We start from the raw sequence: 18,169 nt of genomic DNA on the forward strand, positions 1-18,169 counted from the left end.
AATTGCCGACGCTTGCGTCGGGCGAGGCAGGAGCCGAGCTTGCGTGCCAGGCCATGGATGGCCTGTCAGGCACCCCGATCAGTGCGAGAGTGAGCTAGGGATTTCAATGAGTGCCAGTGGCACTCATTGCCTAGCGAACGCCACGGAGTGGCCGCGGGGGAACGCTTTTTGTTCCGGCGTAGTCGCAGGGCGCCCTTTCTTTTGGTTACTTTTCTTCGCCTAGAGGCGCCTACTGTTGGTGGGCACAAAAAGAAAAGTACCTCGCGCCTTAGCGAAATACGCCACTGCAAAGAACAACAGGCAGTGCTAATCAGCCGCCCCAGTCCGGGCAAATAACGGCCTCAAGAACGGCGGCGCAATCAACGTAGTAGCAATCGCCATAAACAACACCACACCAAACAAACTTTCACTAATCACACCCATGCCCAATCCAATCTGGGCGACAACAATGCCGACTTCCCCGCGCGGCACCATGCCAACGCCAACTTGAGCAGCGCCTCGCAAACCCAGCGACCACGCGCCGAGACCGCAGCCGACGACTTTGGTGACTACCGCGATCAAGGTCACCCACACCGCCATCCACACCACATTCATATCGTTAAAAATGGTGAGGTTGAGCTGCATGCCGATGCCGACGAGGAAGAACGGCACCATGAATTCTGTAACGCCGCGAATCTGGCTGTGGAGTTCGTGGTTGTCTTCAGAAACTTCGGCAATCGCCATGCCTGCGAGAAACGCGCCGATGATTGCAGCTACACCAATGTAAGACGCTGCTGCAGCCAAACCGAGACAAAGAACAATCGACGCCGCAAAGGCCGCGTGGCTGATGCGAACGCCTGCGCCAAGTCGCGGCACGTGACGCGTCAACATCGGCGCTAGCAATAGCGCAACCACCGCGACAAACCCGAGCGACAAGCCAGCCGTCGTACCGATTTTGACGAAGTCCGTACTGCCTGCGGCCATGCTCGCAACTACGGCAAGCACCAACAGACCAAGAATGTCATCAATGACCGCAGCGCCAAGAATGATGCGGCTCGAAGTGGCGCCGAGCATGCCCATGCCGCCAAGCACGCGCGCGGTAATTCCCACACTCGTTGCGACCATTGCAGTGCCAACAAACATGCCTTCGATGTTTGTTGCGCCGTACAACTCCATCAATCCCCAACCCGCGGCGAACGGCAACACAACGCCGAGCACGGCAACAATCGTCGCGGTTTTTCCGACTTTGATGATGGAGGCGGGTTTGGTTTCAAGCCCTACGGAGAACAGCAATAGAATCACGCCGATCTCGGACAAAGTGTGAGTGATCTCGCTGGGTTCTACCCAGCCCAGCACATAAGGCCCGATCAAAACGCCTGCGAGAATTTCGCCAATAACCGCAGGCTGTCTCAGACGCTCAAAAACTTCTGCCATCACCTTTGCAGCAGCAAAGATCAAAAACAAACCCAGCAATAAATGCTGTGCATGTTCAGCAGCAGAGACGGCGGTGTCGGCAGCCATAGCCATTAGCCGCCCAAAGGCAGGTGATGAATGTGCACGCCACGTGTTTCACGACGAGCCAGTTGCAGCAGCGCATCGGCAACATCTTCTCCACGCACGGATCGATATTTTTTCATGCTGCCAATCAACAACGGATTGAACAGGGGCATGATCATTTGGCTGATTTTCTCAGCCGGTCGTGATTCTTCGCGTGCGCCAATCAGCAACGCCGGTCGCACGATGTGCACCGCGTCGTAGCCGACAGCAGAAACATCTCGCTCCATATGCGCTTTAACGCGGCTGTAGAAAGAGGGCGAATGCTCTGCAGTGCCGGCAGCCGAAACCACCAAAAACTGTTTCGCGCCCTGTGCATGTGCAGCGCGGGCGAGGTCCACCACCATTTGATAATCCACACGCTCGAATGCAGCGCGTGAGCCGGCTTTTTTCAGCGTGGTGCCGAGGCAACAGAAAACATCATCGGCCTGCAGACTCTTACCGAGCGTGCCGAGATCTGAATAATCACCAATGACGTTTTCGATGCGCGCATCATCAATCGACAGCGCGCGACGCGCCAGCAATTTAATGCGGTCATAGGCGCCGCTGGCCAACAGACGCTGCACCAAAAGTTGTCCCACGAGGCCAGTTGCCCCGGCTACCAATGCAATGCGCGGCATATTGCGCTCCCATAATCTCAATGAGCCCAAGTGTAGCGGAGGCACGCGCTATCATGCGCCTACCCGCACGACCCACCCGCACCGCATTAATATGAACTTTGAACTGCATCCGCAATTAGCTGCTGACACCGTTTTGATTGGCGATCTGCCGCTGTGTCGTCTTCTGCTGATGAATGATCGCCAGTATCCATGGACGATTCTGGTGCCGCGCCGCGCTGGCCTGCGTGAGATTTTTCAAATGCACGAATCCGACCAGCTGTGCTTCTGGCGTGAATCCGCCCAGCTCTCGCAAACACTGATGACGGCGTTTGCTGGCGACAAACTCAACGTCGCCGCACTGGGCAATATGGTGCCGCAGCTTCATATTCATCACATCGTGCGCTTTAAAGGCGATCCAGCTTGGCCAGCCCCAGTGTGGGGAAAACATCCCGCGCAGCCTTATGACAGCGCCGCCCTCAACGAACGTTTGCAGCAATTGCGTACGCTGCTTAATCTTGAACCTTCGCAACTCGCATAAGCCGCATGTCTAGCACGCCACAAACTCAGCAACCATTCTCAGCCGCTATCGTGCTCGCACGCAGCGCGCAGATTTTATTACCCTGCGCCGTCTTCGCTGCAGTGTTGTGGGCGTTCGACACCGAAATGATTTATGTGTTGCCGATGCTGCTGTTTTTCATCGCCGTCTTTGCTTGGGAAATACTGAGCCCACTGCAAGCTCTGCAAATGAATGTCTGGCAACGCTGGCCTGCTAACGGCCTGATGTGGGCGCTCAATATTTTGATCGGCTCGAAGCTCGGGCAAGCCATCGTGCTATTGGCGGTGAGCTATCAGGTTTCCTACGGCAGTGGCTGGCTCACAGACACTTTTGATAACCAGATACTGATCACGTTGATTTGTATTCTGGTGCTCGATGTCTGGCATTACTTTTTTCATCGACTGATGCATCACTGGGCCTGGCTCTGGCGCATCCACCGCGTGCACCACAGTGATCGCGATTTTGATCTCACCACCGGCTTGCGCTTCCATCCATTTGAAGGCGCCATCACCACAGCGTGGATGTTGGCGCCGGCGCTAGCGCTAGGCATGCCGTGGTACGCGCTGATGGCGAATGCATTGCTTACGCTCACTGTCGATTACTTCACGCACGCCAATGCTCAATTGCCACCACGGCTGGAGCGCTTGGCCCGCTACCTATTTGTGACGCCCTCACTGCATCGCATTCATCATTCCGTGCTGGCGCCGGAAGATCGCTACAACTACAGCACCACCTTCATCTTCTGGGATCGCCTTTTCGGCACTTACAAATCGCGCTCCGCACAAAAGGGCGCAGCGCCACTCACAGGCGTAGAAGAAATCCCGGCGACGCGCAGCAGTGGCAGCATTCATACCTTGCTGATGCCTTTTAACCACTTCCCAGCCACGTCGGCATCGGATCGTTCGCCAAAGAAACGCAAGCGCTCACAAAAATGACTGCGTGTTCATAAACATGCCATTCCAGCCCATACGGAGCTTGCTTGTGCAGACTCCAGCATCTACCTAGACTGTGGCACGCGCAGCGAGGGGATTCTGGACGCTGCAACCCGCGAAATGAATTGGGGAAAATCATGTTCAAGAAGCTCGCTCTGACGATGCTCCTGTGCGCGCCACTCGTGGCCGCCGCCGCTGATAGCAAAACCACGAACAAAACCGCTCCGGCTCCAGCAGCTCCTGTCGCGGTCAATGATCAAATTTGGCCAGAAGCCGGTAAGTACCCTGTACCCGCCGCGCCTTACAGCGCCACGCTGCGTTCGATTTCTTTAGAAGATTTGCTACAACGTGATCTGCTGCCGATGGGCGTTTACAAAGGCACACCGCAACTCGCCGCCAAGCGCGAGTGGTTGGATCAGAACTATTACGCCACGCTCGCTGCACGCAAAGTCTGGCATCAGGGCACCGGCCCTAGTACGCATGAATTCCAAGGCCCGATCACTTGGGACGTGGTGCCAATTCCACAACCCGCACCGCCACCTTGCGACAAACCACAGCCGACCGGTTACGACGCTGAATCTTGCCGCTATGTGAACTCGTTGTTCAAAGACGTTAAAGATCCAGCCAAAGCCAAGGCGCTGCGCGAACAAGTTCGCAAAGGTCGCGATGTTTGGTTTAAAGGCACCTTCGGCAACCAAGACGAACCGTACCTGCATTTCTCACGCACCGTGCCAAACGGCAAGGCCGACATTTGGTATCCGTGGCTCGATACGCGCGAGCGCAAAACACGTTTCACTAAATATGGCGTGATCAACGATCCGGATTGCACCGAAGGCGATGCCAGCACCAACTGGTGGGACAAGTGCGCGGATCCGCATTCTTCTGGCGTGCTCGGCTATCGCAAATATTTTGCAGACCCGACCAAAGACAGCACGGGCAAGGTCGTATTCGATCCTGCTTCTTCGCCTTATCAAGCGGACGAGCTGAAGAAGAACAAGCGATTCATCATTGGTCATCCTTGCGTGCAATGCCACGTCTCGTTTGATCCAACCAATCCGCCGGCGGATCCCAACAGTCCGAAGTGGGAAAACATCAACGCACTGATCGGCAATCAACACATCAATCAGCCGACCATGTTCTTCCAAGGCGCGCCAGCAGATTCACTGGCACGCATGGCACTGCAAGCCGGACGTCGCGGCACCATCGATACCTCGCTGGTCGCCAACGATTTCCAGAATAATCCGGGCACGCAAAACAACATCATGGACTTCCATAACCGTCGCGTATTCACGGAAATGATGAAGGACCCGATCACGGGCGAAATCAAACCCGGCCGCACGCAGCATGTGCTCAAAGGTGGTGAAGACACCGTTGGCGATCACCTCGCGCTTATCCGCGTTTACGTCAACATCGGCATGTGTACCGAAGAATGCTGGGCACCGAACTTCCCTGAGCCCGGCGCACTGTTTGGTGACAAGACCTCGCAACGTCCGTTCCGCATCAAACAATGCGCCAAGGATTGCGATGCTTGGAATTACGCCGACGCCAAGATGGATGATCTCGCCGCGTTCCTCGTCACCGGCGGCCCCACGTATTTGATGCGCGCCAAAGATGTCGATGGCACGCCAGGTACGCAGATGATCGACACCGCACTCGTTCCAAAAGGCCGCAAGATTTTTGCGCGCGAATGTGCGGGCTGCCATAGCTCGCTGGTCGCGCCAGAAAATGTGCGCAATGACAAAGCTGCGTTGGAACGTTTCTACGCCGGTCACGTCTTTGGCAAAGAAGATTACTGGCAGATCGAATTCTCCGAAGCCGAACGCAACTCGCCAGAGTTCCAAGCCAAGTACATGGGCAAAGACAAGAGCGGCAAACTGCGTCCGAAACAGTTCGCAGAGAAAGATGTCTTTGGTCAGGACTGGCTCGGCAGCGATGAGCTGACCGCATTCAATATCATCGGCACCAATTCATGCCGCGCGCTGCACGACAACCACAGTCAAGGCCATATTTTCGAAGAATTCTCCTCAGAGGATTACAAGAAGCGCGCCTCGCCGGGTGTTGTGCCGCAAGTCATCAACCGCATGATTCCTGGCCTTGGCGGTATGAAGGTCGGTGAGCGCAAGATTGAAGGCGGCCCTGGTTATCTGCGTAACATTTCACTGTTGTCGGTCTGGGCCACCGCGCCATTCCTGCATAACAACGCAATCGGCGAAGTCACTTTCCTCAAAGACGGCAAAACGCTTGATGCTTCCGTCCGCGGCCGCGTTAAGCAGTTTGAAATTGCGTATGACGAACTGATGATGTCGGACAATCCGAACGACAAACCCCATCGCCCACAAAAGATCACCGTCACCGACCGCGATTTCAAACTCGCGCCGCGTGAAGATGGTCAAGGTCCGATCAAGTTGCCGGTTGCGAAAGGCACGCCGTTGGCCAATTTCACCTCGAGCAATCCGCACAGTCCGCTGTTTATGAAGTGCGATGATCAGGTGGAAAACAAAGGTCACCAGTTCGGCATCAGCTTGAGCAAAGACGACAAGATGGCGCTGCGTGAATTCTTGAAGATGATGTAAAGAGTGCGCTGCGTAATCATGTGAAACAAAAGCGGCAGTGAGGAAATCTTCACTGCCGCTTCTGCATAAGCGCCACCGGAGACACAAATGTTCGTCGGACACTACAGCGCCAGCCTTGCCATCAAAGCAGCCAAGCCCACAATTCCACTATGGGTGTTGTTCGTCGCTGTGCAGGCCGTCGATATCGGCTGGGGAACGCTGATGCTGCTCGGCATCAAGAAGGCGCGTTACATTAAAGGCTTCACTGAAGTCCTGCCGCTCGATCTTTACTACATGCCATACACACACAGCCTGCTTGCTTCAGCGATCTGGGCGCTGGCTGGTGGCGCTTTGTATTTTCTCTGGCGTCGTCGCGATGGCGCGGCAGCTGCAGCACTGGTTGGGCTCGCAGTGTTATCGCACTGGTTCCTCGATTATCCGATGCACCCGGGCGACTTGGCGTTGTTCGATGAATCTCACAAAGTCGGTCTTGGCCTTTGGAATCACGCCTTCGCTGCAACCGCTTTGGAACTGACGCTGCTCGCAGGCGCAATTGCCTTGTACGCACGCAGCTGTCCACAACACGCGAAAGCCATGTGGATCTTTGGCGCCGTGTTGGCAGTGATCCAAATCGGAAATACCTACGGCCCAACGCCACCTTCTGCACTCGCATTCGCAGGCATGGCGTTGCTGTCATACGGCGCTTTTGCGTATGTCGCGTGGCGAATTGAACGTGAATAAAGTTCGTTGGATTGTTTTATTGCTCGTCGTTTTGGCCGGCACCGTCTGGTGGCTGCGTCCGACAAGCACTGCGCTCTCTGCGCCGTCAGTCAAAGATCGCGTCAACGATGCCGGTACACGCGCCGCTGCTCTCACCGCAAAATCAATCTCGACTGAAGACTTGCCACCAGAAGGCACGCGCTCACTGTTTGATCATCTGATTGCGCAGAACGATGTGCTGCCGTATCCGTTTGAAAAGCTCGTCGCACTGATCGCCAAGCAAGCACCAGAAGGTCAAGCGCCGCTGACTTTGTTAATTCCACAAGGTCGCTCGCTGCTCAAGGCACAAGCAGATTTCGTGCATCCACGTTTGTTGCTCGCAGCGGATTTCCAAGCCCCAAACACTTCTGCCGCTTTAGGTCTTGCACCACGCGGTCAGCTCTTTCTTGGCTTTGTTGAGAATGCGGGCGAGATTGAAGTCATCAGCTACAACGAAGCCGCAGGTCGCTTCGAATTTCAGCTGGTTCAGGATTATCGCCCCGGCGGTGTGCCGCGCATCGTCTACGCACGCCGCGCGATCTGCACGACTTGCCACCAAGCAGGCGCGCCGATTTTCCCACAGCGCCCTTGGAATGAAACCAACGCACAACCAGAAATCGCTGCCAAGCTTCGTGAAGCGCGCGGCAGCGACATGGCTTATCTCGGCGTGCCGATGAGCATTCCCTTATCAGTGCCCGAGCGCATCGACGAACTCGCAGAAGTCGGCAACTTCATTGTCGCCACCCAAAAGATCTGGGTGGATGCCTGTGCCGATAGCGCCGACTGCCGCAAGCAAATGCTGAAAGTTGCACTGCGCTATTTGTGGAATCCCGCAGAGTTCGATGCCACCCAAGCTGATGCTCAAACGTTGCGTGCGTTACAAGCTAAGAGCTGGCCAAGCGAAGGCGTAGCCGTCGGGCAAAAGAGTTTGCGTAATCGTGATCCACTCGCTGAGTCCCGCGGCATCAAAGGCTGGTGGCGTTCGCTTTTCACGCCCAAGTCCACCGAGCCCGGCGCAAAGAGCAACGAAGATCTCGACGCCTTTGATCGCCTGCCTAAACTACCCGCTGATCTTGATCCCCTGAGTCCACGCCCACCGCTGCGCGTGCTCACTGCAAAAGATATCGACGGTGCATTTGGTCTGGCGTCAATGATCACGGTCCCGGATTTCAAACAGCTTGAAGAAGCCGCGGATTACAAACTCGATGTCTTGCTGGCTTCTGTCGACCACGCGGATGCATCGCTATTCACGCCGACACCGTTTTCGCGTGTTAAAGCGATCAAAGGCTTGCTTGCCGCACTCGGCAACAAAACCAATTTTGGTTATTGCTGCTTGGATACCAAAGAATTATCGCCGCCTGTTGTGCTGGGCGTGCCACCGCTCAAGATCAGTGATGGTTCACCACTCAAGAACTTTGAGCACTATTGCTTCGCCTGCCACCGCGGCAATCCGAGCAAGCGTCTCAACTTTATGGCGGGTACAACAGAAGAAGAAACCTTGGCCAATATCAAAGCCAAATCCGAAATCCGTGATGCGCTGGACTGGGAACGCTACCGCAATACCGATAAGGCGAATAAGCTGATGCCGCCGCCAGATTCTCACCAGCACAAAATGCTGGAAGAAAGCATGGCGAAGAATCCGAAGCTGTTGGAAGACATGCGCAAGACAGTGCCGTCTTTGTTTGATTTTTAGGAAGTGAGCATGAATAGCTTTTCGTCATTACTGGCAAACAAACACTGGATTACTCGCTACGCTCGCCCTTCGGGCCGCCCGCAAGCGGGCGTTCAACGCGCTGCGCGCTTTTGTCCCGCCTTCGTGGGGATGACGCTGCTGATGGTGTCGGCCCAAGCAGTTGCCGAACCCACCTTCGCGCGCTACTACAAGCAGCAATACGGCTACGCACCTTCCTGCAACGCCTGCCACACCGACGGCGGCGGCTCGACGCTCGATCCATTCGGCAAACAATTTAAAGAAGCCGGAAAGAATCTCGCCGCTTTCGACAAAATCGCCAAACTCGATTCCGATGGCGACGGCTTTGCCAATGCAGTCGAAGCACAAGCCAAATCCAATCCCGGCAGCAAAGCATCAACGCCTAAAACGCCCGGCGATTGGCTCGATACCGCCAGCTTGATTCCAAGAGAAGTGCAAGCGCAGTTTCCCGGCATACGCGCCTATCTGCCGAAAGATGCGGTGTTAACCGACGCCGACATCGCACGCGCCAAAACGCTCGGCGCAACGCTGTCCAAAGCTGACGAGAACACCATCTACATTCCGCTACAGGATCAGCGCCCTGCTGGCACTGCGATCATTTTTGCGGCGAACTATCAGGGCAAAGATTTCTTCCTGATGCTCGCAACTGATCGCCAATTGAACGTCATCGCGGTCAAAGCGATGAACACGCAACGCATGCCTGCGGCGGCTAAGAGCACGGTCTACGCAAGCTTTAACGGCGTTGCTGTAGACAAACTGTCAGCCGCCAAAGGCAATGATCTGGATGCCGCGATTACGGCTGCGGTGAAGAAAGCAGGCACACTTCTTTTTGTGCGATTGAAGAGCGCTTAAGAAAACATGTTTAAACAACGCCTGATTGAGATTTTTCTCGCTGTCATTCTGCTGTCAGGTTTGTTTGGCGTTCGTGCCTTGGCACAAAACGCCGCACAGCAAGATCAGGCTGCGGCAGCCAGCACGACGCAGCAACAAGCGGCACCCGCTGCCAAGGGCGACAACTTCGACTTCTTCAGCGACAAGCCTGTACAAGACGCGCAGATTGTCGAAGTGCCAGCCGAGAAATCGCGCTGGCTCACCATCGGCACCCCGCTGGCCTTGGTCGCATTTTTCTTTTTCTTGAATTTTGCCGTCTGGTGGCTGGTCCCATTCGACAAGCACAGTTTCGATATCAACCTGCGCGATCTACCTCCGGCCGCACGTCGTGGCATCGCCATGGCTGCCGTGTTGTTCGGCATCGCATTTTGTTTCGGCGCATCAGAAATTTGGTATCAGCTACAACTCCACGGCAGTACCAAAGCATTCTTTGATGAGATGTCACTCGGCAAACTCATCGTGATGACGCACGCGCATCTGTTCGGCTTCACCACCAGCTTCTTCATCATCGGCATTCCGTTCTCCCTGCAGTTCCCCCACATCCGTTCCTATCAATGGGTGTTCCCCGTAGGCCTCGCTGCATCACTCACCGACGTGATCTCATGGTGGGGCATCAAATACATCGATGCCAGTTTTGAATACGTATCGATGCTCTGCGGAATCCTCTTCAGCATTAGTTACATGTGGATGCTGATTGGCCTGCTGCGAGTGCTGCTGTTCCCAGATGTGATTTGGGCCAGCGACAAAGACAGAGACGCGCGATTAAAGCAATTAGCCGAACGGTCTATTGCAACACGGCACCGCGAAGGCGATTATTGAGACACTGCGAGTGGGGCTCGCAGTTGTAAAAATCAAATAAAACTCGATATCAGGGAGTTGTCCATGCGTTTATCCAGTAAGGCCATTGCGGCCTGCGCGCTGCTGTCTTTCAGCCCGCTTAGTTCTGCGGCTGTTTATCTCGGCGCGACCGGCACTATGTCCGAATTCAGTAAGTACGACGATGTGAAACGTGGCTTCGGCAGCCAAATATTTGCCGGCTATCGCGGCGAAACCGTTCCCTTGATGGTTGAAGTGGCTTATCTCACCACGGGCGATAACGACGTCGACGGCTTGGATGTCGCATTGTCATTTAAAGGCCAAGCAGCATCCGTCGGTTATTTCGGCAAATTCGATCGAAAGGGTTCTGGCTTTTTTGCCAAGGTCGGTTATTACACCGGTGATTCCAAACTGAAAGACACCTCTGGAGGTGGCTCCGTCGAAGAAACCAGTAGCGGTGCGACCTACGCTTTCGGCGTTGACTGGATGGTCGCTCGCAACTTTGGTTTCCGCGCCGACATTGGCGGCCTCCTCAACGTTAAAGATCTCCCTGGCATAGATTCCGGACACAAGAGCAACGTGACGCTCTTCAACCTTGGTGTTGTGTTTGCATTTGGCGGCGCTGAACCTGCGCCACGCTATCAGCCAGCCCCGGTATATACACCTGCCGTGCAGGTACCTGCACCGATCCCTGAGGCCGCACCTTATGTTGCGCCTTATGCAGCTCCGCAAACGTATGCACCCGTAGCGGCAGCGCCAGTTGTAGCGCCACAAGCTCAATTTGTTGCCGGTTCTCCGGCTGTAGTTATTGCGGGCGGTGCGGTTCGCGGCCAACCGTCGACCAAAAGCGCTATTGCAACGACGCTCTCAAATGGTCAGGCCGTGCGTCTGGATTCACAGCGCATTGATAACGCCGAAGGCTCGTGGTGGTTGGTCAGCGGTGAACGCCTCAAGGGATGGGTCAACGAAAAAGATTTGCAGCACTAATCACTCGCAGCTGTGAGGGTGCACTTGTGCCCCCTCACAGCCTGCAGTACATAAAAATTTATAAGCTGTTCAACAAAAAAAGGTTTGGGTCCACGGGCTTGTTCCATAAGGCTGCCCCTGCTCGCACACTGTTTGCTGCGATTGCCACGGTTGGTTTGCTATCCGGCTGCGCAACACGCACTGCAATCGTTGCATCTGACGCGTCTATCTGGAACGACAAGATGGCCATCATCGGCATCGCGGTTGCTCCAATGCCCAAAGGTGATACCTATAAATCCGGCGCGCAGGGCTTTTTAGATCTCGCCATCAATGCTGCAGCGGCGTCGGACCTAACCACGCATCTGGAAAGTTTTGATTCACGTGCATTCCAGCAAGTGCAGCTGCAGCTAGCCGACAAACTCAAGGCGCGTGGGCTAACTGTAAAAATTGTTCCGGGTGTAGTGGACCCCGCGCAATATCCTGAAATGTCTTCCTCCAGTAAAGGAAAGTACATTGCCCTTCGCGATTATTCAGCGCTTCAACGCAGCGATGGAATTGACCGCTTGCTCTTGCTGAGCCTTGATCAAGTGGGAACCAGTCGTACCTATTTTGGTTTTGCTCCAACTAGCCCGCCCATTGCCGTGGCTAAAGCGAGCGGACAGATGGTTGATTTAAAGACAGGCAAGATACTTTGGAGCACCTCCAGCCTGCGCAATCAATCTGTCACTCCGCCGTGGGATCAACCACCCAGCTACCCCAATATTGATTCGGCAATCGCCACCGCAATCGTCGGCGCAGGCAATGCCGTCGTTAGTGATCTTGCTTACTAATGGAGCCTCATTTGTCACTGAAAAATTTTTTACTTTGCACTTTTAGCTTGAGCTTGTCGGCTCTGAGCTTTGCTGCAAATGCTGATCCTGGATCGATCACAATTCCGCGCACGGTTCCTTATGTGGAAGGCGCAGCAAACGACGCAATTCGAGCAGAGTGTCGCTTCCCAATCGAGCTGCCAGAAATGATTGCCGAGGAGGCAAAAGATAGAGGATTGAATGTACAGCTGACCGACGCAAATATTGACACCGCAGTTGGCCGTGTTCTGAGCATTCGAACCGAGTACGTCTATGCACAGGGCGGTGGCGCTTATACCGGTAAAAAGACAGCGCGCATCCGCGGTGAGCTCCGTGAAAACGGACAAATCATTGGTGATTTTCTAATGGAACGTGCAACAAGCCGTGGCGCGGGCATGTTCGATTATTCAGCTTGTGGCTCACTTAACCGGATCAGCGACGCATTGGGCAAAGACGTTGCCAAGTGGCTCGTCCGTCCAGCGATGGGGACACGCCAAGGCATTCGGTAGACCCCACGCGGAAACTTAAAACGCCACTGGACTCATGGTCCAGTGGCGTTTTTTGTTAGGCCAATAAACCCCAGACATCCAATATCTGCCCCGGTCCGCCGAGTGAACCTTCAGCCAGCACATTGGCCGCTGCGGCCACAAAAATGACGCCAAGAGCCTGTTATGCGGTCATAGAACACCAGTAAGATGACTGCTGGCTGAAAATTTCTCTGGGGATTGCGATGAACTACTTTGTCACCGGTGCGACCGGCTTTATTGGCAAGTTTCTGTTGGAGCGTTTGCTCGCTCGTGAAGATGCCAAGGTTTATGTGCTGGTCCGCGAATCTTCGGTCGACAAGTTTGAAGCCCTGCAAGAGCGCTATGGCGATGCGGGCAAGCGCCTGCACATGATGGCGGGCGACATCACCACCCCGGGCCTTATTTCCGCCGCTGACTTCAAAAAGTTAAAAGGCAAGATCGACCATGTGTTCCATCTCGCCGCTGTTTACGACATGAATATGTCGAACGAGCAGGGCGACAAAATCAATAACGAAGGCACGCGCAACCTCGTTGCGTTTGTGAATGATCTCGGCGGCGAAGTGCGTCTGCACCACGCATCCAGCATCGCGGTTGCTGGCGGCGAATACGTCGGCCGCTTTACCGAAGATATGTTTGATGAAGGGCAGCGCACCGATCATCCGTACTTCCGCACCAAGTTCCAGTCAGAAGCGATCGTGCGTAACGAATCGCAAGTGCCGTTCCGCATCTATCGTCCGGGCGCCGTTGTGGGTCACAGCGAAACCGGCGAGATGGACAAGATTGACGGTCCTTATTACTTCTTCAAGACGATTCAAAAAATCAGCCACGCTGTTCCAAAGTGGCTGCCACTGCTCGGCATCGAAGGCGGCAAGGTGCCATTGGCACCAGTGGATTACGTCGCTGCCGCGATGGATGCGCTCGCACACAAGAACGGTCTCGATGGCAAAGCGTTTCACCTGATTCAATCGCATTCGCCAAGCGTTGGCGATTTGCTACAAACAATCCTTGAAGCCGCACACGGCCCCGAGTTTGCACGCAAGCTTGATGTGCCAACGCTACCGCCGGGCCTGCGCAAACTGACGAATCGCGTGACGCGTGGCATCCCAGATTCCGTTAAGAAAAATATTTCCAAAGCGATTGGCGTTCCAGTTTCCGTACTCGGCTACGTCAGCAACCAAGCGGTATTCGATGACAAGCATGCGCGCGCCGCGCTCAAGGGCACAGGCGTTGCTTGCCCGGATATCAAGAACTACATCGACAAGCTCTGGGCCTATTGGGAACTACAGCTTGATCTGAATGTGAAGCTGCCGAAGAACGCGATGCAAAAACTCGCGGGCAAAGTCGTGATCGTCACGGGCGCTTCATCCGGCATTGGCTTCAACGTCGCCAAGAAACTCGGCGCTGCTGGTTCCAAAGTAATTCTGGTTGCACGCACGCGCGAGAAGCTGGAAGAAACCCAGCAGATCATTCAAAAGTCTGGCGGTGAAGCGCATGTGTATCCATGCGATCTCAACGACATGAAGGCGATTGATGATTGCATCGCCGCCATTCTCAAAGACTTCGGTCACGTCGACATCTTGATTAACAACGCAGGTCGTTCAATCCGCCGCGGCGTGATGGAATCGACGACGCGCTTCCACGATTTCGAACGCACGATGCAGCTGAATTACTTCGGCGCTGTGCGCATGATTCTGGGCTTGCTGCCGAGCATGGCGCATCGCCGCTCGGGTCAGATCATCAATATCAGCTCGATTGGCGTGCTCGCCAACGCTGCACGCTTCTCCGCCTATGTTGCGAGCAAGGCCGCACTTGATGCGTTCTCGCGTTGCTTGTCTGCTGAGGTCAAGCACAAGAACATCGAGATCACCGCCATCTACATGCCGCTGGTGCGCACGCCGATGATTGCGCCAACCAAGGTCTACGACTACGTGCCGACCTGGTCACCCGACCACGCCGCGAACGTTGTTGTAAAAGCCATCATCAGCCGTCCTAAGTCTGTCGCCACTCCGCTCGGCACTGCCGCCGCGATCAGCTACGCACTGTGGCCAAAGATGAACGACTACTTCCTCAACAAGGGCTACAACCTGTTCCCTTCATCGGCTGCTGCAAAGGGCCGCAAAGAGGGCAACAAGCCTTCGTTGGAACAGGTGGTGTTCGCGAACGTGTTTAAGGGTGAGTATTTCTAAGTCGACCCTGCGGTCTTCTATCGGCGCTAATCCATCTTGTTGGGTGGATTAGCGCACGAGGGCGGAGCAATTACTGAGCGTTGCTCACCGCACCGAACTTTCAGAAATGGTGGGTTACGCTGCGCGAACCCACCCTACGTTTGGCATTTTCTTTTGACAGAGCAAATCGATCCCACCATCCCAACAGCTTCGCGTTTATCGCGTTGGCTTGAGCGTGCGTTGGCGTTTAACCAGCGGTATCCCTGGCTATTGCCCTTGCTCAGTTTTGCGGCGGGTTGGCTTAGTTTCGCTCTAGTCCAACGAGGGGAGCATTTGTCGCGATTGATTGCGGCGCTAACCTTGTTGGGTTGGATTGCATTGCTGGCGGAAGACTTCCTCGGCAATTGGGTTGCAAGAGTGACTCGCGGGCGACTGAGTGAAAATCTGGTGCACTTTGCGACGCAGTCACTGCAAATCGAGATTTTGTTTTTCGCTCTGCCATTCCTGATCGCGGCAACTCACGATGATGCGGGTCAGATCATTTTCACTGGCGCAGCGATCATCGCAGCCGTGGGTTGCACGGTGGATCCGCTCTATACAAGCCGCATTGCAGGTACCGCAGCGCGTAGCGTTGCGTTTCATGCGTTCTGTAGTTTTCTGGCCGGCCTCGTTGTTCTGCCTATTGCATTGCAATTGCCGCTCGAAAAAGCTGTGCCGCTATCACTTGCATTAACAGCAGTGCTGACATTGCTCTGCGTGCCTCGTTTGTTCAGGGGCGCATCGCGCTTGCGTGGCTGTCTGCGTATCAGTGTGCTGCTCGCAGTGCTCGCCGTTGTATGGTTTGCGCGCTCGCATATTCCGCCGGCAGGCTTGGTCGTGAAACAGTCGGTGATCACGGCAACGGTGTCGGATGATCTACAACCCGGCGCGGAACTAAAAACCATTTCCGCCGCGGATCTGGCCAATGGGATTGATGCGTTCGTCTCGGTGCATGCGCCGCTGGGGCTCGCACAGTCCGTAAGGTTTGAGTGGATTCATGAGTCCGAGCTGCTGGACAACATTCCAGCCACCATCAAGGGCGGCCGCGCTGAAGGGTTCCGTACTTACAGCCGCAAACAGAACTTTCCGCTGGAATCTCGTGGGCGTTGGACGGTAAACCTGCGCACTCCGGATGGACAGCTGATTGCACGCATGAATTTCAGGGTGTCATAAGGGGCCTGCCTGAGCGACAATACGCAGACTTTTTCGGCCATAGCTGCCTCGAGCGCAGCGGCTAAAATAGAACTACATATAAGAAGTGGGGGAGAAAGATGGAACGTTCAATCAAAGCCATGCGGCATATCGGTGTTGCAGCGATAGTTGCTGCGATTGTTTTTAGCGCTGGTTGCAGCAGAAGCAGCTCGCCGGATGGCTCGTCGTCAGAAGGTTCCGGCAGCAATGGCTGGACCACCAACGGCACCCGCGGCACCTTGGCAAAAAAGAATGTGCCAATTAAAGCGACTAGCGACTGGGTTGATTACAACCCTGAAGCCACTTATCCCAAATCTGTCACCAGCACAGACACCATCACGATGGCCGACGGCACCAAGCTCGCGGCAACTATCGTGTTGCCTGCAGATGCCAGTGGCAAAGCAGTTGATCATCCAGTTCCAACTGTTCTGACGATCACGGGTTACAACAAAGCCGCAGGCACCTACGTGCCAGCCATTGGTGGCGCGAACACTTATCTGGTTTCACATGGCTATGCGCATGTGATCGTGGATGAGCGCGGCACCGGCGCATCTGATGGCCAGTGGGAAGCCTTTGGCGCAACCGAACAAGGCGATTACAAACCAACCATTCGTTGGGTGGCAACGCAGCCGTTCTGCAACGGCAACATTGGTCTCTACGGTGCGTCTCTGCTGGCGATCACTGCCGTGCTTTCTGCTGCGCAGCAAGATCCGGCAGTGAAAGCGATGTTCCCGATTGTGCCGATGGGCGATGCTTATCGCGATATCGTTTTCAACGGCGGGCAGGTCAACGTCGGCTTCATTCCACTCTGGCTTGGACTCGTCACCGCACTCGGTGTGCTTGATCCGAATATTGTTCTCGATCCTGCAACAGGCTTGCAGCAAGAACTCGATCGCGTACTCAGCGCCGTCACTAATTTCCAGGTACCAACTATTCTGAATGCAGTTGTCGGTGATCCTGACACTGCGTTTGATGGCGACTTCTGGGCGAGCCGCTCACCGATCGAACAAGCTGGAAAAATTCAGATTCCGACATTCATCGTTGGCGGCTTGCAGGACATTTTCCAGCGCGGCGAACCGATGTTGTACGAAGCGTTGAAGAACCACACGCCAACTAAATTGCTGATCGGCCCTTGGACACACGTCGACGCTGCAATGGGCGCCAACCTACCGCTCGATGGCGTGCCTGTACTTGATCACATCACGCTGCAATGGTTCGACCAATACGTGAAAGGCATGAATGTTGGCGCCAACAAATTGCCTAACGTGACGCAATACGTTTATGGCGAAGGCCACTACGTTACCGCGAGTGACTGGCCGCATCCACAAGCAAAAGCACAGCGTTTATTTTTGCGTGGCGACAAGAGCCTTTCGCTGACTGCGCCGACTGCAGACGAAGCCACCAACTTTGCGTTGCAACAACCAGTGAGTGGCATTTGCTCAGCTAGCACTTCGCAGTGGACTGCTGGCTTGCTTGGCCTGCTGCCTTTGTCCTGCTTCAAGGACAACACGCTGGCTGAAGCCCTGGATGTTCACTACGAAACTCCAGCGATGACAGAGGACTATTACTTCAACGGTCCGATTGCAGCCGATATCTGGATTGCGACGACGGGTACCGACGCAGGTTTGTCAGTCCGCGTAGACGATGTGTTTGGTAGCACGGTTACGCCGATCAGCAATGGGCTGCTCACTGCATCGATGCGCGCCGTAGATGAAACACGTTCACGCAAACTTGATGGTCAGCGCATTCAGCCTTGGCACCCCTTCACACAAGAAGCTGTGTTGCCTGTGACCAGTGGCACGCCGGTGTTGATGCCTGTCGAAATTTTCCCGACGAGCGCGATGATCAAGGCAGGCCACAAGCTTCGCATCTCGGTTGGCGCCAGCGACTTTCCACATGGTTTGCCGCCACTGCCAAATCTCGTGAACGGCCTCATCGGCGGACTCACGATTTATAGCGATGCAGCACATCCATCAAGCGTTGTATTGCCGGTCGTTCCGGTGACTGCTCTCAAATAACCGTCATTCCCGCGACGGCACAAATAAAAAGGCCCGCGATTGCGGGCCTTTTTATTACTGATGAAA

General features: G+C 54.9%; 15 protein-coding genes. 13 read left to right on the forward strand and 2 right to left on the reverse strand.

Annotation, left to right across the window (positions count from 1 at the left end; genetic code table 11):
- Window positions 1-306 precede the first annotated feature (306 nt).
- A complete protein-coding gene (locus tag CJD38_RS08060; RefSeq protein ID WP_240783564.1) occupies window positions 307-1,506 on the reverse strand; it encodes a cation:proton antiporter in 1,200 nt (399 codons plus the stop codon).
- Window positions 1,506-2,153, reverse strand: a complete 648-nt coding sequence (locus CJD38_RS08065; protein WP_107939833.1) for an NAD-dependent epimerase/dehydratase family protein — start codon at window positions 2,151-2,153, stop codon at window positions 1,506-1,508. The genes CJD38_RS08060 and CJD38_RS08065 overlap by 1 nt, the downstream gene beginning before the upstream one ends.
- Before the next feature lie 91 nt (window positions 2,154-2,244).
- Here CJD38_RS08065 and CJD38_RS08070 point away from each other — a divergent pair, with 91 nt between their 5' ends.
- The 13 genes from CJD38_RS08070 to CJD38_RS08130 all read left to right on the forward strand — a co-directional run bounded on the left by CJD38_RS08070 (window position 2,245) and on the right by CJD38_RS08130 (window position 18,103).
- Window positions 2,245-2,670 (forward strand): HIT domain-containing protein, encoded by a 426-nt coding sequence (locus CJD38_RS08070; protein WP_107939834.1) that lies wholly within the window; start codon window positions 2,245-2,247, stop codon window positions 2,668-2,670.
- Between the two features lie 5 nt (window positions 2,671-2,675).
- A complete protein-coding gene (locus CJD38_RS08075; RefSeq protein ID WP_107939835.1) occupies window positions 2,676-3,623 on the forward strand; it encodes a sterol desaturase family protein in 948 nt (315 codons plus the stop codon).
- A 134-nt stretch (window positions 3,624-3,757) separates the two neighbouring features.
- Window positions 3,758-6,193, forward strand: coding sequence for a hypothetical protein (locus CJD38_RS08080; protein ID WP_107939836.1), 2,436 nt, complete (start codon window positions 3,758-3,760; stop codon window positions 6,191-6,193).
- An 87-nt stretch (window positions 6,194-6,280) separates the two neighbouring features.
- Complete coding sequence (locus tag CJD38_RS08085; protein ID WP_107939837.1) at window positions 6,281-6,913, forward strand: hypothetical protein; 633 nt, start codon at window positions 6,281-6,283, stop codon at window positions 6,911-6,913.
- Entirely contained in the window at window positions 6,906-8,624 is a 1,719-nt protein-coding gene (locus CJD38_RS08090) for a hypothetical protein (protein ID WP_107939838.1), read from the forward strand. The genes CJD38_RS08085 and CJD38_RS08090 overlap by 8 nt, the downstream gene beginning before the upstream one ends.
- A gap of 9 nt (window positions 8,625-8,633) precedes the next feature.
- Complete coding sequence (locus CJD38_RS08095) at window positions 8,634-9,494, forward strand: thrombospondin type 3 repeat-containing protein (protein WP_107939839.1); 861 nt, start codon at window positions 8,634-8,636, stop codon at window positions 9,492-9,494.
- A gap of 6 nt (window positions 9,495-9,500) precedes the next feature.
- Window positions 9,501-10,352, forward strand: a complete 852-nt coding sequence (locus tag CJD38_RS08100; RefSeq protein ID WP_107939840.1) for an Aq_1264-related membrane protein — start codon at window positions 9,501-9,503, stop codon at window positions 10,350-10,352.
- A gap of 63 nt (window positions 10,353-10,415) precedes the next feature.
- On the forward strand, window positions 10,416-11,336 hold the full coding sequence (locus CJD38_RS08105; RefSeq protein WP_107939841.1) for an outer membrane beta-barrel protein: 921 nt from the start codon (window positions 10,416-10,418) through the stop codon (window positions 11,334-11,336).
- Between the two features lie 221 nt (window positions 11,337-11,557).
- Window positions 11,558-12,145 (forward strand): hypothetical protein, encoded by a 588-nt coding sequence (locus CJD38_RS08110; RefSeq protein ID WP_146165953.1) that lies wholly within the window; start codon window positions 11,558-11,560, stop codon window positions 12,143-12,145.
- An 11-nt stretch (window positions 12,146-12,156) separates the two neighbouring features.
- The gene (locus CJD38_RS08115) at window positions 12,157-12,672 is read left to right on the forward strand and encodes a hypothetical protein (RefSeq protein ID WP_146165954.1); all 516 of its coding nucleotides are present in this window, start codon (window positions 12,157-12,159) and stop codon (window positions 12,670-12,672) included.
- Window positions 12,673-12,893: 221 nt separating this feature from the next.
- A complete protein-coding gene (locus CJD38_RS08120) occupies window positions 12,894-14,876 on the forward strand; it encodes an SDR family oxidoreductase (protein WP_107939844.1) in 1,983 nt (660 codons plus the stop codon).
- A gap of 153 nt (window positions 14,877-15,029) precedes the next feature.
- Entirely contained in the window at window positions 15,030-16,067 is a 1,038-nt protein-coding gene (locus CJD38_RS08125) for a DUF5924 family protein (RefSeq protein WP_161554189.1), read from the forward strand.
- 98 nt (window positions 16,068-16,165) lie between these two features.
- Window positions 16,166-18,103 carry a CocE/NonD family hydrolase gene (locus CJD38_RS08130; RefSeq protein ID WP_107939846.1) on the forward strand — a complete coding sequence of 646 codons (1,938 nt, stop codon included), beginning with the start codon at window positions 16,166-16,168 and terminating at the stop codon, window positions 18,101-18,103.
- Window positions 18,104-18,169: the final 66 nt, after the last annotated feature.

The organism is Stenotrophobium rhamnosiphilum (genome assembly GCF_003052265.1).
GTDB classification, from domain to species: Bacteria; Pseudomonadota; Gammaproteobacteria; order Nevskiales; family Nevskiaceae; genus Stenotrophobium; species Stenotrophobium rhamnosiphilum.